The organism is Cribrihabitans pelagius (genome assembly GCF_048820915.1).
GTDB lineage: Bacteria > Pseudomonadota > Alphaproteobacteria > Rhodobacterales > Rhodobacteraceae > Cribrihabitans_A > Cribrihabitans_A pelagius.
This window is the reverse complement of the sequence record NZ_JBMERR010000004.1, coordinates 113,173-130,739: the sequence shown is the minus strand read 5'-3', so window position 1 is coordinate 130,739 and position 17,567 is coordinate 113,173. Positions and strand designations below refer to the sequence as shown.

Genomic DNA, 17,567 nt, shown 5'->3' with positions numbered 1-17,567 from the left:
TTAGGGTCGGCGGCAGAGCCGGACAGGGAGAGGCGACGATGAAGAGGAAACCGCTGGGGCGCACAGGAATCGTCGTCCCCGATTTGTGCCTGGGCACCATGACCTTCGGCACCCAGACGCCGGAGGGCGAGGCGCATCAGCAGATCGAGAGAGCGCTGGCGGCGGGGATAAACTTCCTCGACACCGCGGAGATGTACCCGGTGAACCCCATCAGCAAGGACACCATCGGCCGCACCGAGGAGATCATCGGCAACTGGAATGCAAAGACCGGGCGGCGGGGCGAGTATGTGCTGGCCACCAAGCACTCGGGCGAGGGGCTGGAGGCGGTGCGCGGCGGCGCGCCGATCAGCTCTGCAACCATCGCGCCCACCATCGAAGGCTCGCTGCGGCGGCTGAAGACGGATTACATCGACCTCTACCAGTTCCACTGGCCCAACCGCGGCAGCTACATGTTCCGCAAGAACTGGAGCTATGATCCATCCTTGCAGGACCGGGCGCAGACGCTGGCCAATATGGAAGACTGCCTGGAGGCGCTGCAGCGGCAGGTGGAGAAGGGCAATATCCGCGCCTTCGGTCTCAGCAACGAAAGCGCCTGGGGCACGGCGCAATGGCTGCGCATTGCCGAAGAACGGGGCTGGCCCCGGGTGGCGTCGATCCAGAACGAATACTCGCTGCTGTGCCGGATGTTCGACACCGACCTGGCGGAGCTGAGCGTGAATGAGGACGTGGGGCTATTGGCGTTTTCGCCGCTCGCGACCGGGCTGCTGACGGGCAAATACGAGGGCGGCGCGGTGCCGGAGGGGTCGCGCAAGGCGATCAGCCCGGAGCTGGGCGGGCGCGAGGGGCCGCGGGTGCACGGCGCCGTCGGGGCCTATCTGGAGATCGCGGCGCGGCACGGGCTGGATCCGGTGCATATGGCGCTGGCCTGGTGCCGGGAGCGGCCGTTCATGGCATCGGTGATTTTCGGGGCGACGACGCTTCAGCAGCTGGAGCATGCGCTGGCGGCGGCGGAGCTGAGCCTCAGCGCGGAGCTGCGCGGCGAGCTCGATGCGGCGCACAAGGCGCATCCGATGCCCTATTGAGGGCGCAGCCTGCGGGGGGCGGAACCGGAACCGGAAAGGGACGGCTCCCGCGCCCGCAGCTGCGCCGGCAAATGCCGGCACCGCTTGGCGGCCTTGCGCCGGGCCAGGCCCAACGGAAGCGGAGCCCGAACAGGGCTCTGGCGACGGGCGGGAGAATTTGCCCGCGGCTTGGCGCAGCGGTCTTTTGGGGCGAGGCTTTGGCGATGAGCTGCCAGCGGAGCCAGTTCGACCCGGAATCGCCCCCGCCGCGCTGCTGCGATCAGGGGAGCAGCCGGGCCGTATGCCGGCTGCGTCCGGTCTGGCGCAAGGCCGCCTGCGCTGGCCCGGTCCGGACCGCGCCCGCGCCTTGCCCGCACCCCCCGGCGCTTAATGCGCGGTGGAGCGCGGCAAGGGCTGCGTCCCGGCGGTGGTGCCGCCGGTCCGGCCAAAGGCGCCTGCGCCCTCGCGGCTCTGGCGCAGCTCGCGGGCCGAGGTGCCATGCGCGGTGCGGAAGGCGCGCGCGAAGCTCGATTGCGACGAAAAGCCGGTCGCCATCGCCACCTCCATCAGCGGCAGGTCGGTGTCGGACACCAGGCGGCGCGCCTCGGCCAGCCGCAGCTGCAGGTAGTGGTCCTGCGGCGTGGTGTTGAGCCGCAGGCGGAACTGCTGCTGCAGGCTGCGCGGGCTGGTGCCGAGGCGCTCGGCGATCTCCGCCAGCGGCATCGGCTCGTCCAGCGCCGCTTCCATCAGCGCGTTGGCCTTGGCGGTGAGCGCGCTGTGCTTCTGGCCGCCGAGGCGGCTTTGCGGCCGCGGTCCCGATGCCAGCCCGTCGTAGAGGAACAGCCCGGCCACCCGGGAGGCAAAACCCGCGCCGTGGCGGGCGGCGATAATATGCAGCATCATCTCGATCGCCGGGGTGGCGCCGCCGGAGGTGAGGCGGCCTTCTGAGACGGTGAAGCGGTCGTCGCGGCAGTTGACCTCGGGGAAGCGGGCGGCGAAGTTTTCCAGATCCTCCCAATGGGTGGTGGCGGCGTGGCCGTCCAGAAGCCCGGCTTCAGCCAGGAGCCACGGGCCGCCGTCGATGCCTGCAAGCGTGGCACCGGTGGCGGCAATGCGCCTGAGGCCGGCCAGCAGGCTGGGGGTCGCGTGGCGGGCGAGCTGGAAGCCTGCGACCACGATCAACAGCTCGCAGCCCTCCAGCCGCGCCAGCGGGATACTGGGCACGGTGAGGCCGCTGGTCAGCATCGGCGGCTCGGCGGCGGCGCTTACGTAGTCCCAATCGAACGCGCCGCGGCCCGCCAGCCGGTTGGCTGCGCGCATCGGGTCGACGGCGGCGGCAAAGGAGAGCGTGTTGCACTCGTCCAGCACCAGCACCGCGGTTTTCAGCGGGCGGTGTTCGGGCTGAAGGATGTTTTTTGCGGATTTCATCAAGTTCGATTCGCATGTTGTGAAGTTCAGGCGCCAAGGCTGCGGCACAGTCAGCGCCAGCGCAAATCAGAATCTGGGGAGGAGCCTGGGGATAACCCGTGGCAAAACCCTGTACATCGAGGGGAAAGGCAAAATGCCTCTGACCATGAACCGTGAGGTCTTCATCACCTGTGCCGTCACCGGCTCCGGCAGCACCCAGGACCGCAGCCCGCATGTGCCGCGTTCGCCCAAGGAAATTGCCGATAGCGCCATTGCCGCGGCCAAGGCCGGCGCCGCGGTGGTGCATTGCCATGTGCGCGATCCCGAAAGCGGCGCACCGTCGCGCGACCTCGGGCTTTACCGCGAAGTGACGGATCGCATCCGGGATGCCGAGGTTGATGTGGTGCTGAACCTGACCGCCGGCATGGGCGGCGACATGGTGTTTGGCGATACCGAAAACCCGCTGCCCCTGAAGGAGGCGGGCACCGACATGATTGGCGCTGCCGAACGCGTGGCGCATGTGGCGGAGTGCCTGCCGGAGATCTGCACGCTCGACTGCGGCACGATGAACTTTGCCGAGGCCGACTATGTGATGACCAACACGCCGGGCATGTTGCAGGCGATGGGGCGCATGATGACGGATCTCGGTGTGAAGCCCGAGATCGAGGCCTTCGACACCGGCCATCTGTGGTATGCCAAGCAGCTGGTGAAGGACGGCGTGCTGGACAGCCCGGCGCTGGTGCAGCTGTGCATGGGGGTGCCCTGGGGGGCGCCGGATGACCTCAACACCTTCATGGCGATGGTCAACAACGTGCCCGGGGACTGGACCTTTTCGGCCTTTGCGCTGGGCCGCAACCAGATGGCCTATGTCGCGGCAAGCGTGCTGGCGGGCGGCAACGTGCGGGTCGGGCTGGAGGACAACCTGTGGCTCGGCAAGGGCGAGCTGGCGCAGAACTGGCAGCTGGTGGAGCGGGCAGGAAGCATCATCGAGAACATGGGCGCCCGGGTGATCGGTGCGCAGGAGGTGCGCGAGAAGCTGGGGCTGGTGAAGCGGGCGCCGGCGTCGAAGTAGGCGCATGCGCGGCAGGGGACATGCGGGCACCGTCTGTACACCCCCGGCGCACAGCCGCGCTGCGGTAAAACGGGCTGATCGGGGGCTAGCCCCCAAACCCCCAGGATATTTACGGCCAGAAGAAGTGCCGGGCGGATCTCAAAGGAAGTCACATGAAAACAGCAGCAATCATCGGCGGCGGGGTGATCGGCGGCGGCTGGGCCGCGCGCTTTATGCTCAACGGATGGGACGTGCGGGTGTTCGACCCGGACCCGGAAGCTGAGCGCAAGATCGGCGAGGTGCTGGAGAACGCGCGGCGCAGCCTGCCGGGTCTTGGCAATGTGGCGCTGCCGCCGGAGGGCAACCTGACCTTCCACGACACCATTGCGGAGGCCGTGAAGGGCGCCCAGTGGGTGCAGGAAAGCGTGCCGGAACGGCTGGACCTGAAGCAGGGGGTTTACGCTGAACTGGAGGCCCATTGCACGGGCGACGCGGTGATCGGCTCCTCCACCTCGGGCTTCAAACCCTCGCAACTGCAGGAAGGGCGCGCGCGCCCCGGTCAGATCGTGGTCGCGCATCCGTTCAACCCGGTCTACCTGCTGCCTCTGGTCGAGCTGGTCACCACTGCCGCGAACCCGGAGGGCACGATCGCGCGCGCCAAGGAGATCATCTCCGCCATCGGCATGTATCCCCTGCACCTGAAGAAGGAGATCGACGCGCATGTGGCCGACCGTTTCCTGGAGGCGGTCTGGCGCGAGGCGCTGTGGCTGGTCAAGGACGGCATCGCCACCACCGAGGAGATCGACAACGCGATCCGCTACGGCTTTGGCATCCGCTGGGCGCAGATGGGCCTGTTCGAGACCTACCGCGTGGCGGGCGGCGAAGCGGGGATGAAGCATTTCATGGCGCAGTTCGGCCCCTGCCTCAGCTGGCCTTGGACCAAGCTGATGGATGTGCCGGAATACACCGAGGAGCTGGTCGATCTGATCGCGGGGCAGTCGGATGCGCAGTCCGGCCAGCACTCGATCCGCGCGCTGGAGCGGATCCGGGATGACAATCTGGTGGGCATGATGCGGGCGCTCTCTGCCAATGACTGGGGCGCCGGGGCCTTGCAGAATGCCCATGACGCGGGCCGCATGGGCGAGGCGGGCCTTGCGCGCCGTCTGGAGGAGGTCGCGGACCTCGGCCAGCCGGTGCTCACCCAGTCGCGCGTGGTGCCGCTCGATTGGACCGACTACAACGGCCACATGACCGAGAGCCGCTATCTCGATGCCTTTGCGCAATCCACCGACCGGCTGATGGAGATCATTGGCTGCGATGCGGAATACATCGCTTCGGGCGGCAGCTATTTCACCGCTGAGACCCATATCCGCCATCTCGACGAGGTGAATGCGGGAGAAGCGATCCAGGTTCGCACGCGGGTGATCCTGGGGCAAGGCAAGAAGATGCACCTGTGGCACGAGATGTTTGCGGGCGAGCGCCTGCTGGCGACGGGCGAGCACATGCTTTTGCATGTGGACCTCGCGACCCGCCGCTCGGCGCCGCCTGCGCCGCATGTGGAGGCCAATCTGGTCAAGCTGGCCGAAGCCCATGCGGCCCTGCCCGCGCCGGAGGGTCTGGGCCGCGCCATCGGCGCGCCGCGCTGATGGCGCGCGTCCTGATCACCGCAGGCGGGTCGGGCATCGGCCGGGCGATGGCCGAGGGCTTTGCCGCCGCCGGTCATCAGGTCTGGGTGACGGATGTCAGCGCCGTCAGCCTGTCGGATCTCCCGGCAGACTGGCGCGGCACGGCGGTGGATGCCACCGATGAGGCCGGTGTCATGGGGCTGTTTGCCGAGATTGCGGAAGTCTGGGGCGGGCTGGATGTGCTCTGCGCCAATGCGGGCATTGCCGGGCCGACCGCGCGGGTCGAGGACATTGCGCTGGAGGACTGGCGCAAATGCGTCAGCGTCAACCTGGAGGGCTGCTTTCTGGCGGCGAAATACGCGGTGCCGCTGATGAAGGCGGCGGGGGCCGGCTCGATTGTCATCACGTCGTCGACGGCGGGCCAGCACGGCTATCCGAACCGGGCGCCATATGCGGCTGCGAAATGGGCGGTGATTGGCCTGATGAAGACGCTGGCGATGGAACTCGGCCCCTTCGGCATCCGCGCCAATGCGATCTGCCCCGGCGCGGTCGAAGGCCCGCGCATGGAGGGCGTGCTGGAGCGCGAGGCCGCCGCCAAGGGCATGACCCGCGATCAGGTTTATGCGGGCTATGCCGCGGGCACCTCGATGGGGCGCTTCGTGGAGGCGCGCGACATTGCCGATATGGCGGTGTTCCTGGGGTCGGACGCGGCGCGGCTGGTCTCCGGCCAGGTGATTGCGGTGGACGGGCACACGGTGAATCCGGATCCGAAGGTCTAGCGGTTGCAAAAAGAAACGGACGGGCCCGAGCGCACCGCAGACCACGGTATAGTCCGGCCCGCGTACTGTTCCGCCCGGCGGCACGCCGGGCAGCGCCCGTCCGCCCCCATGGGCGGGCGCTTCGCTTCCGCCCGCGGACGGGCGCTGCCTTCTGCGCTTGGAGGATGGGCCTGAGAGGGTGCGGGCAGATGCACCTGCAAGGTTTCGGAATACCGCATCCGCGAGAGCGCGCTTAGCCCCCGATTGCTGCCCTCAGCGCGCGCAGCCGGCCCGGCAGCTGGCGCGCGGTGATCGTCGCCTCGCGCACCAGCTGGTCGAAATGGCTGGTGAAGGTCTCGATCCGCTCCTTGTCGCGGAAGGCCATGTAATGCGTGCCCGGATAGAACACGCACAGGAGCGGCCCGAAGATGGTCAGCGGCGAGGAATAAAGCCGCCTGGCGTCAAACAGGTAGATCCTCAGCCGGGGATAGAGCTGCTCGCAGATCCGCTCAAACTGCGCCAGCTGCTCCAGCCGAACCTCAAGCGGCAGCCCTTCGTAGTACCCCGTGGCATGGGCGAAGCTGTCGAACTCGTAAAGCGGCATGGCAATTTCATAATCCGAGGGCGAGCGGCGCATCCAGGTCAGCCGGTCCTCCGAGGCGCCGATGGCCTGATCGGCGGTGCGGCCGAGGTGCGGGGCATATTCCCATTCCAGCAGCGCGCGGGTCTTCAGCATGTCGGGCAGTGCGGCGGGCACGTGGCGGATCTTGTAGCCCACGGCCTCCTGGTGCCATTCGAAGATGCGCTCGTCCACCAGCGCCCGCGGCGCCTCGGTCAAGGTGAGGCTGGCGGCCAGCAGCTCGGCGGCGCTTTCGGGCCGGTCCGACAGCGACAGCAGCCAATCGGCCGAGACCCCAAGCGCTGCGGCGCAGGCGCCCACCACATGGGCGTTCGGCAGCCGCGCGCCCTCACCGGTCAGCAGCTGCGAGATGGTGGAGCGGTCGACGCCCACATGCCGGGCCAAGGCGCTCTGGCTCAAGCCGCTGTCGCGCAGCGCGGTGTTGAGCCGCTGGCGAAACTGTTCGGCGCGCACTCGTTTGTCGATATTTGCCTGCATATGTTTACTAATATCACATCTGCTGGATTTTGTTAACTGCATTCGGAATTCCGCACAGCCCGCGGCAAGCGTACCCTGAGTGCAGGACGTATCCCATAAATCTATACCCAAAACCCTAGGGAGGCAGCATGGAAACGCGCAAGCGCTCCATTGTGAAGGCAGTGATCTGGAACCTCATCGGCCTCATGTCGATGACGCTGGTCGGGCTTGCCGCCACCGGCTCGGCCAAGGCGGGCGGCGCGATGGCGCTGGTCAATACCGGCATCGGCTTTGCGGCCTATCTGCTCTATGAGCGGCTCTGGGCGCAGATTGGCTGGGGGCGGCGCCATGTCTGAGCACACCGCCCGCGAATGGACCGTGGCTGAGGCCCTGCCTGTGCTGGCGCTGCCGCGCGCCTATCTGCCGAGCGGGGTGGAATGGGGCACGCTGGCGCTGACCTTTGGCTGTTACGGCGGCTGGCTGGCGGCGCTTTGGCTGCTGCCGGGGGTGAGCCTCATGCTGACCCTTACGGTGCTGGTGCTGCTGGCGGCACTGCATTCCTCGCTCACCCATGAGGCGCTGCACGGTCACCCGTTCCGGCGGGCTTGGGCGAATGAGGCGCTGATGTTCCTGCCCCTGAGCCTCGCGGTGCCTTATGGCCGTTTCCGCGACACCCATCTGGCGCATCACCGGGACGAGCGGCTGACCGATCCCTATGACGACCCGGAAAGCAATTTTCTGGACCCGGCGGTCTGGGCGGGGCTGCCGCGCTGGAAGCGGCGGCTGCACGCGGTGAACAACACGCTGCTGGGGCGGATCGTGCTGGGGCCGCTGATCGGGCAGGTGGCTTTCCTGCGCGGCGACTGGCGGCTGATCCGGGCGGGCGACCGGGGCGTGCTGCGCGACTGGCTGCTGCATCTGGCGGGCGCCGCAGTGGTGCTTGGGCTGGTGTGGCTCTCGCCCGCGCCGCTCTGGGCTGTGCTGTTGGGCGCCTATGGCGGGCTGGGGCTGCTGAAGATCCGCACCTTCCTCGAGCACCGCGCCGATGAGGCCGCGGAGGGCCGCAGCGTGGTGATCGAGGACCGCGGGCTTCTGGCTTTCCTCTTCCTCAACAACAACCTTCACGCGGTGCATCACCGGCATCCGGGCGTGCCCTGGTACGCGCTGCCGCGGCTCTACCGCGCGCGGCGGGCGGCTTTCCTTGCGGCCAATGGCGGCTATGTCTACCGCAGCTACATGGAGATTTTCCGCAACTACCTGCTGCGGGCGAAAGACCCGGTGCCGCATCCGCTCTGGCCTCGGGGAGAGTAAGCGCGGATAAGCGGGGGCATGATCACCTGGGTCCCCGTCACCATCGCCGCCGCGGCGTTCCAGACCGTGCGCTTCATGCTGCAGAAGGTTCTGAGCAGCGTCACCCTGTCGCCGGGGGGCGCGACCTTCGCGCGCTTTGCCTATTCGGCGCCGTTTATCCTGGCGGCGCTGGCGGCCTATCTGGCGCTGTCGGGGCGGTCGCTGCCTGCTTTGCCGGCCGCCTTCTGGGGCTTTGCGGCGGTGGGGGGCCTCGCGCAGATCCTCGCCACCGTCTGCGTCGTGGCGCTGTTCAAGGCGCGAAACTTCGCCGTTGGCATCACTTTCAAGAAGACCGAGGTGATCCAGACCGCGCTGGTCGGCCTCGTGGTGCTGGGCGATGCGGTCAGCGCCTGGGGCTGGGTGGCGATCTGCACCGGGCTGCTGGCGGTGCTGGTTCTGTCGCGCACGCCCGGGATGGCGGGGCCGTGGTGGCGGCACCTGACCAGCCGGGCATCGCGGCTGGGGCTGGGCTCGGGGGTGCTGTTTGCGTTTTCTGCCGTGAGCTACCGCGGGGCGTCGCTTGAGCTGGGCGAACTGGAGCCTGCCTTCCGCGCCGGGATCACCCTGGCAGCGGTGGTGGTGCTGCAGACGGCGATGATGCTGGTCTGGCTTGCCTTGCGTGAACGCGGCGAGATCACCCGGGTCTGGCGGGCGCGGAAGGTGGCGCTTTGGGTGGGGCTTACCAGCATGGGCGGCTCGTTCTGCTGGTTCTGGGCCTTCACGCTTCAGAACGCCGCTTATGTGAAGGCGCTGGGCCAGGTCGAGCTGGTGCTGTCGCTGCTGGCTTCGGTGCTGTTCTTCAAGGAGCGGATCACCGGGCGCGAAGCGGCAGGCATGGCGCTGCTGGTGCTGTCGATTCTGGCGCTGGTGCTCGCGGTCTGAACCGCTCCGCCCGCTCCGCCCGCTCCGCCCGCTCCGCCCGCAGCGGGCGCCGGAATTCCGCGGGAATTCCGGCCCGGAAATCATATGATTTCCGTGACGTTTTCCGTGCCGGAAAACGTTACCCGTCAGCAGGCATCGGGAAGCCTTTGAGCCGCAGGAACAGGCTGGCTTCGTCGTTGTTGTGGAAATAGGGCACGCTCTGCGGCGGCGTGGCGTCGCGGATGCGGCGGGTGACTTCGGCCAGCACGACCTCTGTGATAAAGGGCAGATCGAAGCTGCGCACTTTGCTCAGGGGAATCCATTGCAGATGCGCAAGCTCGTCCTGGGCCTGGGAGAAATCGTCGTTCCTCCCTGCGATCCGGTCCGCGTCCACCAGGAAAAAGCGCGCGTCAAACCGGCGCGGCCGGCCCGGAGGCGTGAGGGCGCGGAAGACGAACTGCATCGCTTCGGCCGAGGGCAGGTGTCCGGTTGCGGCAAAGCCCTGCCAATCGGCGGGCACCGGGCCGGGCCAGGTGCCGGGCGCGCCGAGGATGAGCCCGGTCTCCTCCCAGAGCTCGCGCACGGCGGCCACCGCCAGCGCGTGGGCGGTGCAGGAGGGGGCATGATCGGAGAGCCGCGCGCGGCAGACCCCGCCGATGGGGGCGGCGAGCGGAACGCTGGCGTCCTCCGGGTCCACCGCGCCGCCGGGAAAGACGAACTTGTTGGGCATGAAGGCCGCCTTGGCGCCGCGCTGGCCCATCAGCACCTGCGGGTCGCCGCTCATCCGCCCGCGCACGGCGATCACCGTGGCGGCGTTGCGGATTGCGGTCTTGTCGGTGGTGGTGATCCCGCTCAACGGAGGGGGCGCCTTGGTGCTGCCTGTCATGAGTCTGCCTGTCCTTCCTGTGCCGCGGCCTCTGGGCCTGGTGGAGTTTTGCCCGCGCTGGCGGCCTCTGCGGGAGCCTCCCTGCCGAAGCCGTGCATGCGGCGGGCCCACTGCCAGGCCACCACCACGCCCTTCATCCGCGGCAGAAGATACAGCGAAGCGGCGAGACAGCCAATCGCGAAGACCGAAAAGGTGACAAGCGGCGCCGGGCGCCAGGCAAAATAGACCACATGCATGAGCGGCGCCATCAGGTGGCCGACCAGCAGGATGGTGAGATAGGCGGGCCCATCGTCGGCGCGGGCATGGTGCAGCGCCAGCCCGCAGTGGCCGCAGCACTCGTGGATCTTGAGGTAGCTGTGCAGCAGCGCGCCCTCGCCGCAGCGCGGGCAGCGCCGCCGCCAGCCCTTGGCGAGCGCAGGCAGGGCGGGGCGCTCGGCTGCGTCCGAAGGGGGCTGGGGTGCGGTCATTCGGCGGGCTCCTTCGCGCGGGCTGCGCCCGGATCATCGCAGCCAGAGGCCCGCTGCGCAAACGGCGCGCAGCGGCGCAGCGGCGGGATGCCGCAAGGAGGGCGGATTTTTTTCTTTCCGCCTGCGACGGATTTGCGGGTCCTGCGCGTTTGTCTTCTTGTAACGGGCAGCACGGGGCTGCCGCAGGACGAGAGGAAAGAGCACATGAAACATACCGCATTCATCGCGATGATCCTTGCCGCTGCCGGAACCATCGGCGCGGGCGCCGGGATGGCCGGCGCGGGCCATCATGGGCATGGCCACGGCGCCGGGATGAGCTTCGGGGAGATCGACGCCGACGGCGATGGCGAGATCACCAAGGCCGAGATGCAGGCGCTGAAACAGGCGCATTTTGCCAAGGCCGATGCCGATGGCGACGGCAAGCTGACCCTTGCGGAGATGCAGGCCCAGGCACGCCAGATGGCCGATACCCGCGCCGCGCGGATGCTGGAACGCTTTGACAGCGACGGCGATGGCGCGTTGACTGAAGCCGAGCTGCCGTCGCCGCGCCGGGCGGGCAAGATGTTCGACCGGGCTGATAAGGATAACAGCGGCGGCCTGTCGAAGGCGGAGTTCGATGCGGCGCGCGAGCGTCATGCGGACCGCAGCGGCGGGGGCAGCAAGCCCGGCCACGAAAAGGCGGGTGAGATGGAGACGGAGCAGAACTGATCGGCCGGACGTGCTGCAAAAGGCAAATCCCGACACGCGCCGGCCTCCCCCGCGGAGGCCGGCTGCGATGAGCGCGCCGCCGGGGGAGCTGGACGACGCGGCGCTGCTGGCGCGCTTTGCCGGCGGGGACGGCGCCGCGGCGGCGGAGCTGACCCGGCGCCTGGGGCCGCGGGTCTTCGGGGTCGCGATGCGGGTGCTGGGCAACCGGGCCGAGGCCGAGGACATCACCCAGGAGGCGATGCTGCGGCTTTGGAAGATTGCGCCGCGGTGGCAGGAGGGTCAGGCGCAGGTCTCGACCTGGCTCTACCGGGTGGCGATGAACCTCTGCATCGACCGCAAGCGGCGCGCGCGCGGCGGCCATGTCGACCTCGACGCGGTGCCGGAACCGCCGGACCCGGGCCTCCCGGCGGCGGAGCAGTTGCAGGAGGGCGCCCGCCGGGACGCGCTGCAGGCGGCGCTGATGCAGCTGCCGGAGCGGCAGCGGCAGGCGGTGGTGCTGCGGCATCTGGAGGAGCTTTCGAACCCGGAGATTGCCGGGATCATGGACATCAGCACCGAGGCGGTGGAGAGTCTCACTGCCCGGGGCAAACGCGCGCTGGCGGCGGCTCTGGCCGGGCGGCGCGAAGAGTTGGGGTATGGCGATGGCTGACATGGACAAGGGGAGCGGCAAGGGTGCTGACGCAGGGTCCGGCACGGGCCAGCGGGAGCTCGACGGCCTGTTCGCCGCGGCGCGCGCACAGCGGCCCGGGCTGCCCCGGGATCTTGAGGCGGCGATATTGGGCGATGCCGCGCGGGTGCAGGAAAGCTGGGCGCAGGAGCGCCGGGCGCGAGACAGCTGTGACTCTGCGGGCCCACGGGCGCGGCCCGCGTCCCGGCGGCCCGGCTGGCGCCAGCTTGCGGCCGCGGTCGGCGGCTGGCCCGCGATGGGCGGGCTGGCGGCGGCAGGCGTGGCGGGGCTGTGGCTGGGGCTGTCGCCGCCCGGTTTCGTGCCCGACCCGGTGGCGCTGGCAGGGCTCGGCAGCGCGGAAACGGAGGCGGATCTGCCTTACGACGGCTTCGACCTCGCCATCGTGCTTGACGGGGATCTGCAATGAGCGAGAAAGGAAAGACCGGCATGAAACCCTGGCAGAAGTGGCTGCTGGCGCTGTCGCTGGCGCTGAACCTGGCGGTGATCGGCCTGGCGGCCGGGACGGCGATCCGCTTTGCGGGCCACCAGCGGGGCTGGCACAGGCCGCCCTCGGTCGGGGCGATGATTTTCCGCGAGCTGGACCGGGACACCCGGGCGGCGCTGCGCCGCGAGGCGGGCGGCGGACACGGCAGCTTCCCGGCGCGGCGCCGGGCCGAGGCGGAGGCGGTGATCGCGGCGCTGCGCAGCGAGCCGTTCGGAGCGGCGGAGCTGTTGCGGCTGCTGCAGGAGCAGGCCGCGGTGCGGCACCGGTTCCATTTGACGATGCAGGAGGCCTGGGTGGAGCAGGTGCGCGCGATGACGCCGGAAGAGCGCGCAGCCTTTGCCGGGCGGATGCAGGAGCGGCTGGAGCGGCGCGGCAGGAAAGGCGGCAAGGCGGGCGAGGGCGGGGGCTGAGGCCCGCCCTTGCGGCGCAGTTGATGCCGGCTGGTGAGGCCGCCGCGGGGAAAGCCGCCTGGACGGCGGCTTTCCCCGCGCCTGATTGCGAAGGTTATTGCGCCGCCTTCTGCCGTCAGGTCAGGCCGCTGCGGTGCAGCCGGGGCCTGCAGGGCTGAGTGTCACCTGGTTGCGGCCGGCATGTTTGGCGTCATAAAGCGCCTGGTCGGCTTCCTCGATCAGCCGCGCGGCCGGGTGGCGCCGCCCCTTGGGGCCGCCGCCGATCACCGCGCCGATGCTGATGGTGATCTCCACCCGGGCATCGGCGCCGGGCACCTCGAAGGGGGTGGCGTTGATCGCGTTGCAGAGCGCCAGCGCGGCAAGGCTCGCCTCGGCCTCGGCCGCCCCGGGCAGGACGATCATGAATTCCTCGCCGCCGATCCGCGCCAGCATGTCCTGCGGCCCAAGCTCCGCGGTAAGGCGGCGCGCTGTTTCCACCAGCACCGCATCGCCCGCCGGGTGGCCGTAGAGATCGTTGATCCGCTTGAAATGGTCGAGATCGGCGAGCATCACCGCGAACTTGCTGCCGCTCGCCTCGGCGCCGCGGGCGACGCGGTCCAGGAAGGGCGTAGCGTAGCGGCGGTTGTAGAGCCCGGTCATCGGGTCCTCCACCGCGGCGCGCAAGCCGTTGCGGACGCTGTCGCGCAGCCAGTCGTCGTGGCGCTTGCGGGTGAGCCGGGCGGAGAGGCGCAGCGCCAGCTCGGCAGCGTCGAAGCCCGCGTGCAGCACATCATGGGCCCCGCGGTCCAGCGCTTCTGCGGCGGTCTGGGCGTCCTCGGGGGCAGTGACGGCGATCACCACCGAGCGGCGGGTGGCGGCGCGGGCGCGCAGCTCGGCCAGAAGGCGCAGGCCGGGGGCGGCGGTGGCGGCATCGAGACCGATCACGAAGACCTCCGGCACCGGCGCGTCCATCAGCGGCTGGATGTCGCCGAAGGGGTGGCAGCGGATCGCGTGCGGCAGGGCCTGCGCCAGCGCCGCCTTCCAGTCTTCTGCCTTGGCGCTGCTGCTGGTCACCACCGCGGTGAGCGCAGGCGCGATCAAGTCCGGGGAGGCCGCGGCCGGGTCGCCCTCCGGCAGGGGCGGCAGCCAGTCCTGCGAGGCGGCGCGCTGCAAGGTCAGCTCCTCGCTGCTGCTGGCGCTGCGCATCAGGCCGCGCAGGCGGGCCTGCAGCAGCCCTTCGTCGACCGGCAGCTGCAGCACGTCGTCGATGCCTGCCGTCAGCGCTGCGATCCGCGCCTGCGGGGCAGCGGTGCAGGTGACGGCGATGACGGGCAGACCGGCCAGCGCGTCCTCGTGGCTCAGCGCCTGTTTGAGGGAGACCGCGCTGCCGTCGGGCAGCTCAAGCGCGGAGATCACCAGGTCGGGGCGGCAGCGGCGGGCGGCCTCAAGCGCCGCGGCCGCGGTGTCTGCCTGCACGACGTCGTAATAGGCTGCGGCAAGCTGAGCCTTCAGCATGATGCGGCTGGTGCCGGCTGCGCCGATGAGCAGGATGGTGCCTTGCACGCGGTATCCTTTCGCCCCTTGCAATTCCTCTGCTTGGAAGTCTTTCTGAGACTGGTTAAGAAACTCTTTCGGATTTTTACTAATTTGGCAGCAATGTGCCGGGAATAAGGTGAAGATGCAGCTTTCCGCCGACAAAGCAGAGACCCTGGCACTGACCGCGCTGGCCTGGCTGGCCGCAAATGATGAATTGCTGCCGGTGTTTCTGGGCGCAACCGGCGCCAGCGAGGCCGACCTCAGGGCGCGTGCCGCGGAGCCGGAGTTCCTCGGCTCGGTGCTCGATTTCTTAACGATGGACGACGCCTGGGTGATGGCTTTTTGCGACGCGCAGGGGCTGGCCTACGAGATGCCGATGCAGGCGCGGATGGCGCTGCCGGGCGGCGCGCAGGTGAACTGGACCTGACGGCAATCCGCGGGTAGCGTGGCGCCTGACGGCGCGGGCCCGCGCCGGACACATTTCTGCCAAAGGACACCCCATGCCCGTTGATGCCTTCCTGTTCGACAAGGACGGAACCCTGTTCGATTTCGCCGCCACCTGGAACGGCTGGGCCGCGGGGGTGCTGGAGCGCCTCTCGGGCGGCGACCGGGACCGCAAGGAGGCGATGGCGGCTGCGATCAGCTATGATCTGGACCGCCGGGCCTTCAACCCCGACAGTCTGGTGATTGCCGGTACGAATGACGAGGTCGCGGCGGTGCTGGCGCCCTTCGTGCCCGGAATGGAAGCGCCGGAGCTGGCGGAGTTCCTTGCACACAGCGCGGCAGAGGCGGAGCTTGCGCCCGCGGTGCCGCTGGCGGAGTTCCTCGACGGCCTGCTGGCGCGCGGGCTCAAGCTTGGGGTGATGACCAATGATGCCGAGCTTTCGGCGCGCAGCCAGCTGGAGCGGGCCGGTATCATGGACCGCTTTGCCTTCATCGCGGGCTGTGACAGCGGCCACGGCGCCAAACCCGCGCCGGAGCCGCTGCTGGCGTTCTGCGCTGCCGCCGGGGTTGCGCCGGGGCGCACCGCGATGGTGGGCGACAGCTGTCACGACCTGGAGGCCGGGGCGGCGGCCGGAATGCTCCGGATTGCTGTGCTGACCGGCATGGCGCTGCACGACGAGCTGGCGCCGCATGCCGATACGGTGCTGCCCGATATCGGCCATATCCCGGCCTGGCTCGACCGCTGAGGGCAGGGCGCGGGTCCGGAGCCGGGAAGGCCGCGGTCCGGAGCTCTGAGAGGGCGCGGGCGGGATCGGAAAATTCCGCCGCTTCTTGAAAGAAAAACGACAGAAGACGTCGGGAACGGACAGCTAGTCCGGCTCCCGCCCGGTCCAACGTGGGGCGTCTAGAACACCCAGATTGGACCAGCGGGAGGGGACCATGACAGAGACAGGCCTTCGCAGAAAGCGCGGCGGCGGCCGGGCAGGGGCAGCGGCGCGGCGCGGCAGCGCGGTGCTGGAGCAGATGCCTTGGCAGATACCGGTCAACGCCGACCGGCCGACCGAACCTTTGAGCGAGGAGGCGGTGCAGGCGATCCACGACGGTGCCATGCGCATTCTGGAGGAGATCGGCGTCCTGTTCCTGAACCCCGAGGCGATCCAGATCTTCAAGCAGGCGGGCGTGAAGGTCGAGGGCGAGCTGGTCAAGATGGACCGCGGCTTCGTGATGGAGATGGTGGGCAAGGCGCCGCGCGAATTCTCGATCACGCCGCGCAACCCGGCCCGCGAGCTGCCGTTCGGCGGCAAGCACATGCTGTTCGGCAACGTTTCCTCGCCGCCGAACTACTGGGATATGGCGCTGGGCAAGAAGGTTCCGGGCACCCGCGAGCATTGCGCCAACCTGCTGAAGCTGACGCAGTATTTCAACTGCATCCATTTCGCCGGCGGCTACCCGGTGGAGCCGGTGGACCTGCATGCCTCGACCCGGCATCTGGATGTGCTCTTTGACAAGCTGACCCTCACCGACAAGGTGATGCATGCCTACTCGCTCGGCAAGGAGCGGGTCGAGGACGTGATGGAAATGGTGCGCATCGCGGGCGGGCTCAGCCACGCGGAGTTCGAGGCGCGCCCGCACATGTATACCAACATCAACTCCACCTCGCCGCTGAAGCACGACTTCCCGATGATCGACGGGTGTTTGCGCATGGCGCGGCGCGGGCAGGCCATTGTTGTCTCGCCCTTCACCCTCGCAGGCGCGATGGCGCCGGTGACGATGGCGGGCGCGGTGGCGCAGTCGATTGCCGAAAGCCTTTGTGCAATTGCGCTGTTTCAATACGTCCGCCCCGGCACCCCTTGCGTGATCGGCACGTTCACCTCCAACGTCGACATGAAGACCGGGGCGCCCGCCTTCGGCACGCCGGAATACATGCGGTCGACCCAGATGACGGGGCAGATGGCGCGCTTTTATGGCCTGCCGATGCGCGCCTCGGGGGTCTGTGCTGCCAATGTGCCGGACGGGCAGGCGGTCTGGGAGACGTCAAACTCGCTCTGGGCGGCGGTGCAATCGGGCACCAACATGGTCTACCATGCGGCCGGCTGGCTGGAGGGCGGGCTGATCGCCAGCCCGGAGAAGTTCATCATGGACTGCGAGATCCTGCAGCAGATCGAGCGCTACATGCAGCCGCAGATCACTGCAGCGGGTCCCGACGAGATTGCGCTGGATGCAATCCGCGAGGTCGGCAACGAGGGGCATTTCTTCGGCATCCAGCACACCCAGGACCGCTACACCGAGGCCTTCTACCAGCCCTTCCTGAGCGACTGGCGCAACTACGAGGCCTGGGAGGCGGCGGGCGCGACCTGGACCGCGGAGCGCGCGCACAAGCTGTTCAAGGCGATCATCAACGAGTTCGAAGCGCCGCCGATCGACGCAGGCATCCGCGACGAGCTGGGTGAATTCGTGGCCCGCCGCAAAGCCGAAGGCGGCGCGCCCACCGACTTCTGAGCGGTTTCCGGCTGCCTTCCGGCCGGCGTCCGCGGGGACGGCCCTGCAAGCCTGCGGCCTGCCGCGGGCTTGCGTCTTTGCGCCGTCCGGTGCACTAGAGCCCCGGCCTGCAAGCAAGATGCCGCCGCCCAAGAGGCCAAGCGGCGGCGGCGTGTTGCGGGACGCTCTGCAAAAAGCGAATAAATTCGCTGGCAAAGACGTTTTGTTGGGCCTTTTTTAAGAGACGCGCGCCAAAACTGCGGCATGGGTAAAGAGGG

General features: G+C 68.8%; 19 protein-coding genes. 14 read left to right on the top strand and 5 right to left on the bottom strand.

Annotation, left to right across the window (positions count from 1 at the left end; translation table 11 throughout):
* The first annotated feature begins 38 nt into the window (after positions 1 to 38).
* On the top strand, positions 39 to 1,082 hold the full coding sequence (locus tag ACOHX0_RS05300; protein ID WP_420675645.1) for an aldo/keto reductase: 1,044 nt from the start codon (positions 39 to 41) through the stop codon (positions 1,080 to 1,082).
* A gap of 366 nt (positions 1,083 to 1,448) precedes the next feature.
* Here the strand turns inward: ACOHX0_RS05300 and ACOHX0_RS05295 are convergent, their stop codons facing one another.
* Positions 1,449 to 2,489: a GlxA family transcriptional regulator gene (locus ACOHX0_RS05295; RefSeq protein ID WP_420675644.1), complete on the bottom strand. Its 1,041-nt coding sequence runs from the start codon at positions 2,487 to 2,489 to the stop codon at positions 1,449 to 1,451.
* A 133-nt stretch (positions 2,490 to 2,622) separates the two neighbouring features.
* Between ACOHX0_RS05295 and bcoG the strand changes: the two genes are divergently transcribed.
* The 3 genes from bcoG to ACOHX0_RS05280 all read left to right on the top strand — a co-directional run bounded on the left by bcoG (position 2,623) and on the right by ACOHX0_RS05280 (position 5,923).
* Positions 2,623 to 3,540: a 3-dehydrocarnitine:acetyl-CoA trimethylamine transferase BcoG gene (gene bcoG, locus ACOHX0_RS05290; protein WP_420675643.1), complete on the top strand. Its 918-nt coding sequence runs from the start codon at positions 2,623 to 2,625 to the stop codon at positions 3,538 to 3,540.
* Between the two features lie 152 nt (positions 3,541 to 3,692).
* Positions 3,693 to 5,165: a carnitine 3-dehydrogenase gene (locus tag ACOHX0_RS05285; protein ID WP_420675642.1), complete on the top strand. Its 1,473-nt coding sequence runs from the start codon at positions 3,693 to 3,695 to the stop codon at positions 5,163 to 5,165.
* The gene (locus ACOHX0_RS05280) at positions 5,165 to 5,923 is read left to right on the top strand and encodes an SDR family oxidoreductase (RefSeq protein WP_420675641.1); all 759 of its coding nucleotides are present in this window, start codon (positions 5,165 to 5,167) and stop codon (positions 5,921 to 5,923) included. Before ACOHX0_RS05285 ends, ACOHX0_RS05280 begins: the two co-directional genes overlap by 1 nt.
* 232 nt (positions 5,924 to 6,155) lie before the next feature.
* Here ACOHX0_RS05280 and ACOHX0_RS05275 read toward each other — a convergent pair whose 3' ends face one another.
* Entirely contained in the window at positions 6,156 to 7,019 is an 864-nt protein-coding gene (locus tag ACOHX0_RS05275) for a helix-turn-helix domain-containing protein (RefSeq protein WP_420675640.1), read from the bottom strand.
* 128 nt (positions 7,020 to 7,147) lie between these two features.
* Between ACOHX0_RS05275 and ACOHX0_RS05270 the strand changes: the two genes are divergently transcribed.
* The 3 genes from ACOHX0_RS05270 to ACOHX0_RS05260 are packed head-to-tail and all read left to right on the top strand — an operon-like array spanning position 7,148 to position 9,230.
* Positions 7,148 to 7,354, top strand: a complete 207-nt coding sequence (locus tag ACOHX0_RS05270) for a DUF2061 domain-containing protein (RefSeq protein ID WP_420675639.1) — start codon at positions 7,148 to 7,150, stop codon at positions 7,352 to 7,354.
* Positions 7,347 to 8,309, top strand: coding sequence for a fatty acid desaturase (locus tag ACOHX0_RS05265; protein ID WP_420675638.1), 963 nt, complete (start codon positions 7,347 to 7,349; stop codon positions 8,307 to 8,309). Before ACOHX0_RS05270 ends, ACOHX0_RS05265 begins: the two co-directional genes overlap by 8 nt.
* Positions 8,310 to 8,327: 18 nt before the next feature.
* Entirely contained in the window at positions 8,328 to 9,230 is a 903-nt protein-coding gene (locus ACOHX0_RS05260; protein ID WP_420675637.1) for an EamA family transporter, read from the top strand.
* A gap of 118 nt (positions 9,231 to 9,348) precedes the next feature.
* On the opposite strand, the gene ACOHX0_RS05255 is transcribed toward ACOHX0_RS05260, so the two are convergent.
* Both ACOHX0_RS05255 and ACOHX0_RS05250 read right to left on the bottom strand, forming a co-directional pair.
* Entirely contained in the window at positions 9,349 to 10,095 is a 747-nt protein-coding gene (locus tag ACOHX0_RS05255) for an NUDIX hydrolase (protein ID WP_420675636.1), read from the bottom strand.
* Positions 10,092 to 10,562 carry a DUF983 domain-containing protein gene (locus ACOHX0_RS05250; protein ID WP_420675635.1) on the bottom strand — a complete coding sequence of 157 codons (471 nt, stop codon included), beginning with the start codon at positions 10,560 to 10,562 and terminating at the stop codon, positions 10,092 to 10,094. The genes ACOHX0_RS05255 and ACOHX0_RS05250 overlap by 4 nt, the downstream gene beginning before the upstream one ends.
* Before the next feature lie 204 nt (positions 10,563 to 10,766).
* Here ACOHX0_RS05250 and ACOHX0_RS05245 point away from each other — a divergent pair, with 204 nt between their 5' ends.
* From ACOHX0_RS05245 to ACOHX0_RS05230, 4 genes are all read left to right on the top strand, one after another.
* Positions 10,767 to 11,270, top strand: a complete 504-nt coding sequence (locus tag ACOHX0_RS05245; protein ID WP_420675634.1) for an EF-hand domain-containing protein — start codon at positions 10,767 to 10,769, stop codon at positions 11,268 to 11,270.
* 67 nt (positions 11,271 to 11,337) lie between these two features.
* On the top strand, positions 11,338 to 11,919 hold the full coding sequence (locus ACOHX0_RS05240; RefSeq protein WP_420675633.1) for an RNA polymerase sigma factor: 582 nt from the start codon (positions 11,338 to 11,340) through the stop codon (positions 11,917 to 11,919).
* A complete protein-coding gene (locus tag ACOHX0_RS05235) occupies positions 11,906 to 12,364 on the top strand; it encodes a hypothetical protein (RefSeq protein WP_420675632.1) in 459 nt (152 codons plus the stop codon). Before ACOHX0_RS05240 ends, ACOHX0_RS05235 begins: the two co-directional genes overlap by 14 nt.
* Positions 12,361 to 12,852 (top strand): periplasmic heavy metal sensor, encoded by a 492-nt coding sequence (locus ACOHX0_RS05230; RefSeq protein WP_420675631.1) that lies wholly within the window; start codon positions 12,361 to 12,363, stop codon positions 12,850 to 12,852. The genes ACOHX0_RS05235 and ACOHX0_RS05230 overlap by 4 nt, the downstream gene beginning before the upstream one ends.
* Before the next feature lie 120 nt (positions 12,853 to 12,972).
* Here ACOHX0_RS05230 and ACOHX0_RS05225 read toward each other — a convergent pair whose 3' ends face one another.
* The gene (locus ACOHX0_RS05225) at positions 12,973 to 14,394 is read right to left on the bottom strand and encodes a diguanylate cyclase (protein ID WP_420675630.1); all 1,422 of its coding nucleotides are present in this window, start codon (positions 14,392 to 14,394) and stop codon (positions 12,973 to 12,975) included.
* Between the two features lie 115 nt (positions 14,395 to 14,509).
* Here ACOHX0_RS05225 and ACOHX0_RS05220 point away from each other — a divergent pair, with 115 nt between their 5' ends.
* From ACOHX0_RS05220 to ACOHX0_RS05210, 3 genes are all read left to right on the top strand, one after another.
* Positions 14,510 to 14,794 (top strand): DUF3572 domain-containing protein, encoded by a 285-nt coding sequence (locus ACOHX0_RS05220; RefSeq protein WP_420675629.1) that lies wholly within the window; start codon positions 14,510 to 14,512, stop codon positions 14,792 to 14,794.
* A gap of 73 nt (positions 14,795 to 14,867) precedes the next feature.
* The gene (locus tag ACOHX0_RS05215; RefSeq protein ID WP_420675628.1) at positions 14,868 to 15,557 is read left to right on the top strand and encodes an HAD family hydrolase; all 690 of its coding nucleotides are present in this window, start codon (positions 14,868 to 14,870) and stop codon (positions 15,555 to 15,557) included.
* 193 nt (positions 15,558 to 15,750) lie between these two features.
* Positions 15,751 to 17,310, top strand: coding sequence for a trimethylamine methyltransferase family protein (locus ACOHX0_RS05210; protein WP_420675627.1), 1,560 nt, complete (start codon positions 15,751 to 15,753; stop codon positions 17,308 to 17,310).
* Positions 17,311 to 17,567: the final 257 nt, after the last annotated feature.

Excerpts from the sequence above, each read along its gene's own strand:
- ACOHX0_RS05275 (WP_420675640.1), bottom strand. The coding sequence starts at position 7,019 with ATGCAGGCAAATATCGACAAACGAGTGCGCGCCGAACAGTTTCGCCAG.
- ACOHX0_RS05260 (WP_420675637.1), top strand. The coding sequence starts at position 8,328 with ATGATCACCTGGGTCCCCGTCACCATCGCCGCCGCGGCGTTCCAGACC.
- ACOHX0_RS05300 (WP_420675645.1), top strand. The coding sequence starts at position 39 with ATGAAGAGGAAACCGCTGGGGCGCACAGGAATCGTCGTCCCCGATTTG.
- ACOHX0_RS05285 (WP_420675642.1), top strand. The coding sequence starts at position 3,693 with ATGAAAACAGCAGCAATCATCGGCGGCGGGGTGATCGGCGGCGGCTGG.
- ACOHX0_RS05215 (WP_420675628.1), top strand. The coding sequence starts at position 14,868 with ATGCCCGTTGATGCCTTCCTGTTCGACAAGGACGGAACCCTGTTCGAT.
- ACOHX0_RS05295 (WP_420675644.1), bottom strand. The coding sequence starts at position 2,489 with ATGAAATCCGCAAAAAACATCCTTCAGCCCGAACACCGCCCGCTGAAA.
- ACOHX0_RS05220 (WP_420675629.1), top strand. The coding sequence starts at position 14,510 with ATGCAGCTTTCCGCCGACAAAGCAGAGACCCTGGCACTGACCGCGCTG.
- ACOHX0_RS05250 (WP_420675635.1), bottom strand. The coding sequence starts at position 10,562 with ATGACCGCACCCCAGCCCCCTTCGGACGCAGCCGAGCGCCCCGCCCTG.
- ACOHX0_RS05280 (WP_420675641.1), top strand. The coding sequence starts at position 5,165 with ATGGCGCGCGTCCTGATCACCGCAGGCGGGTCGGGCATCGGCCGGGCG.
- ACOHX0_RS05210 (WP_420675627.1), top strand. The coding sequence starts at position 15,751 with ATGACAGAGACAGGCCTTCGCAGAAAGCGCGGCGGCGGCCGGGCAGGG.
- ACOHX0_RS05265 (WP_420675638.1), top strand. The coding sequence starts at position 7,347 with ATGTCTGAGCACACCGCCCGCGAATGGACCGTGGCTGAGGCCCTGCCT.
- ACOHX0_RS05235 (WP_420675632.1), top strand. The coding sequence starts at position 11,906 with ATGGCGATGGCTGACATGGACAAGGGGAGCGGCAAGGGTGCTGACGCA.
- ACOHX0_RS05270 (WP_420675639.1), top strand. The coding sequence starts at position 7,148 with ATGGAAACGCGCAAGCGCTCCATTGTGAAGGCAGTGATCTGGAACCTC.
- ACOHX0_RS05255 (WP_420675636.1), bottom strand. The coding sequence starts at position 10,095 with ATGACAGGCAGCACCAAGGCGCCCCCTCCGTTGAGCGGGATCACCACC.
- ACOHX0_RS05245 (WP_420675634.1), top strand. The coding sequence starts at position 10,767 with ATGAAACATACCGCATTCATCGCGATGATCCTTGCCGCTGCCGGAACC.
- ACOHX0_RS05240 (WP_420675633.1), top strand. The coding sequence starts at position 11,338 with ATGAGCGCGCCGCCGGGGGAGCTGGACGACGCGGCGCTGCTGGCGCGC.
- ACOHX0_RS05230 (WP_420675631.1), top strand. The coding sequence starts at position 12,361 with ATGAGCGAGAAAGGAAAGACCGGCATGAAACCCTGGCAGAAGTGGCTG.
- bcoG (WP_420675643.1), top strand. The coding sequence starts at position 2,623 with ATGCCTCTGACCATGAACCGTGAGGTCTTCATCACCTGTGCCGTCACC.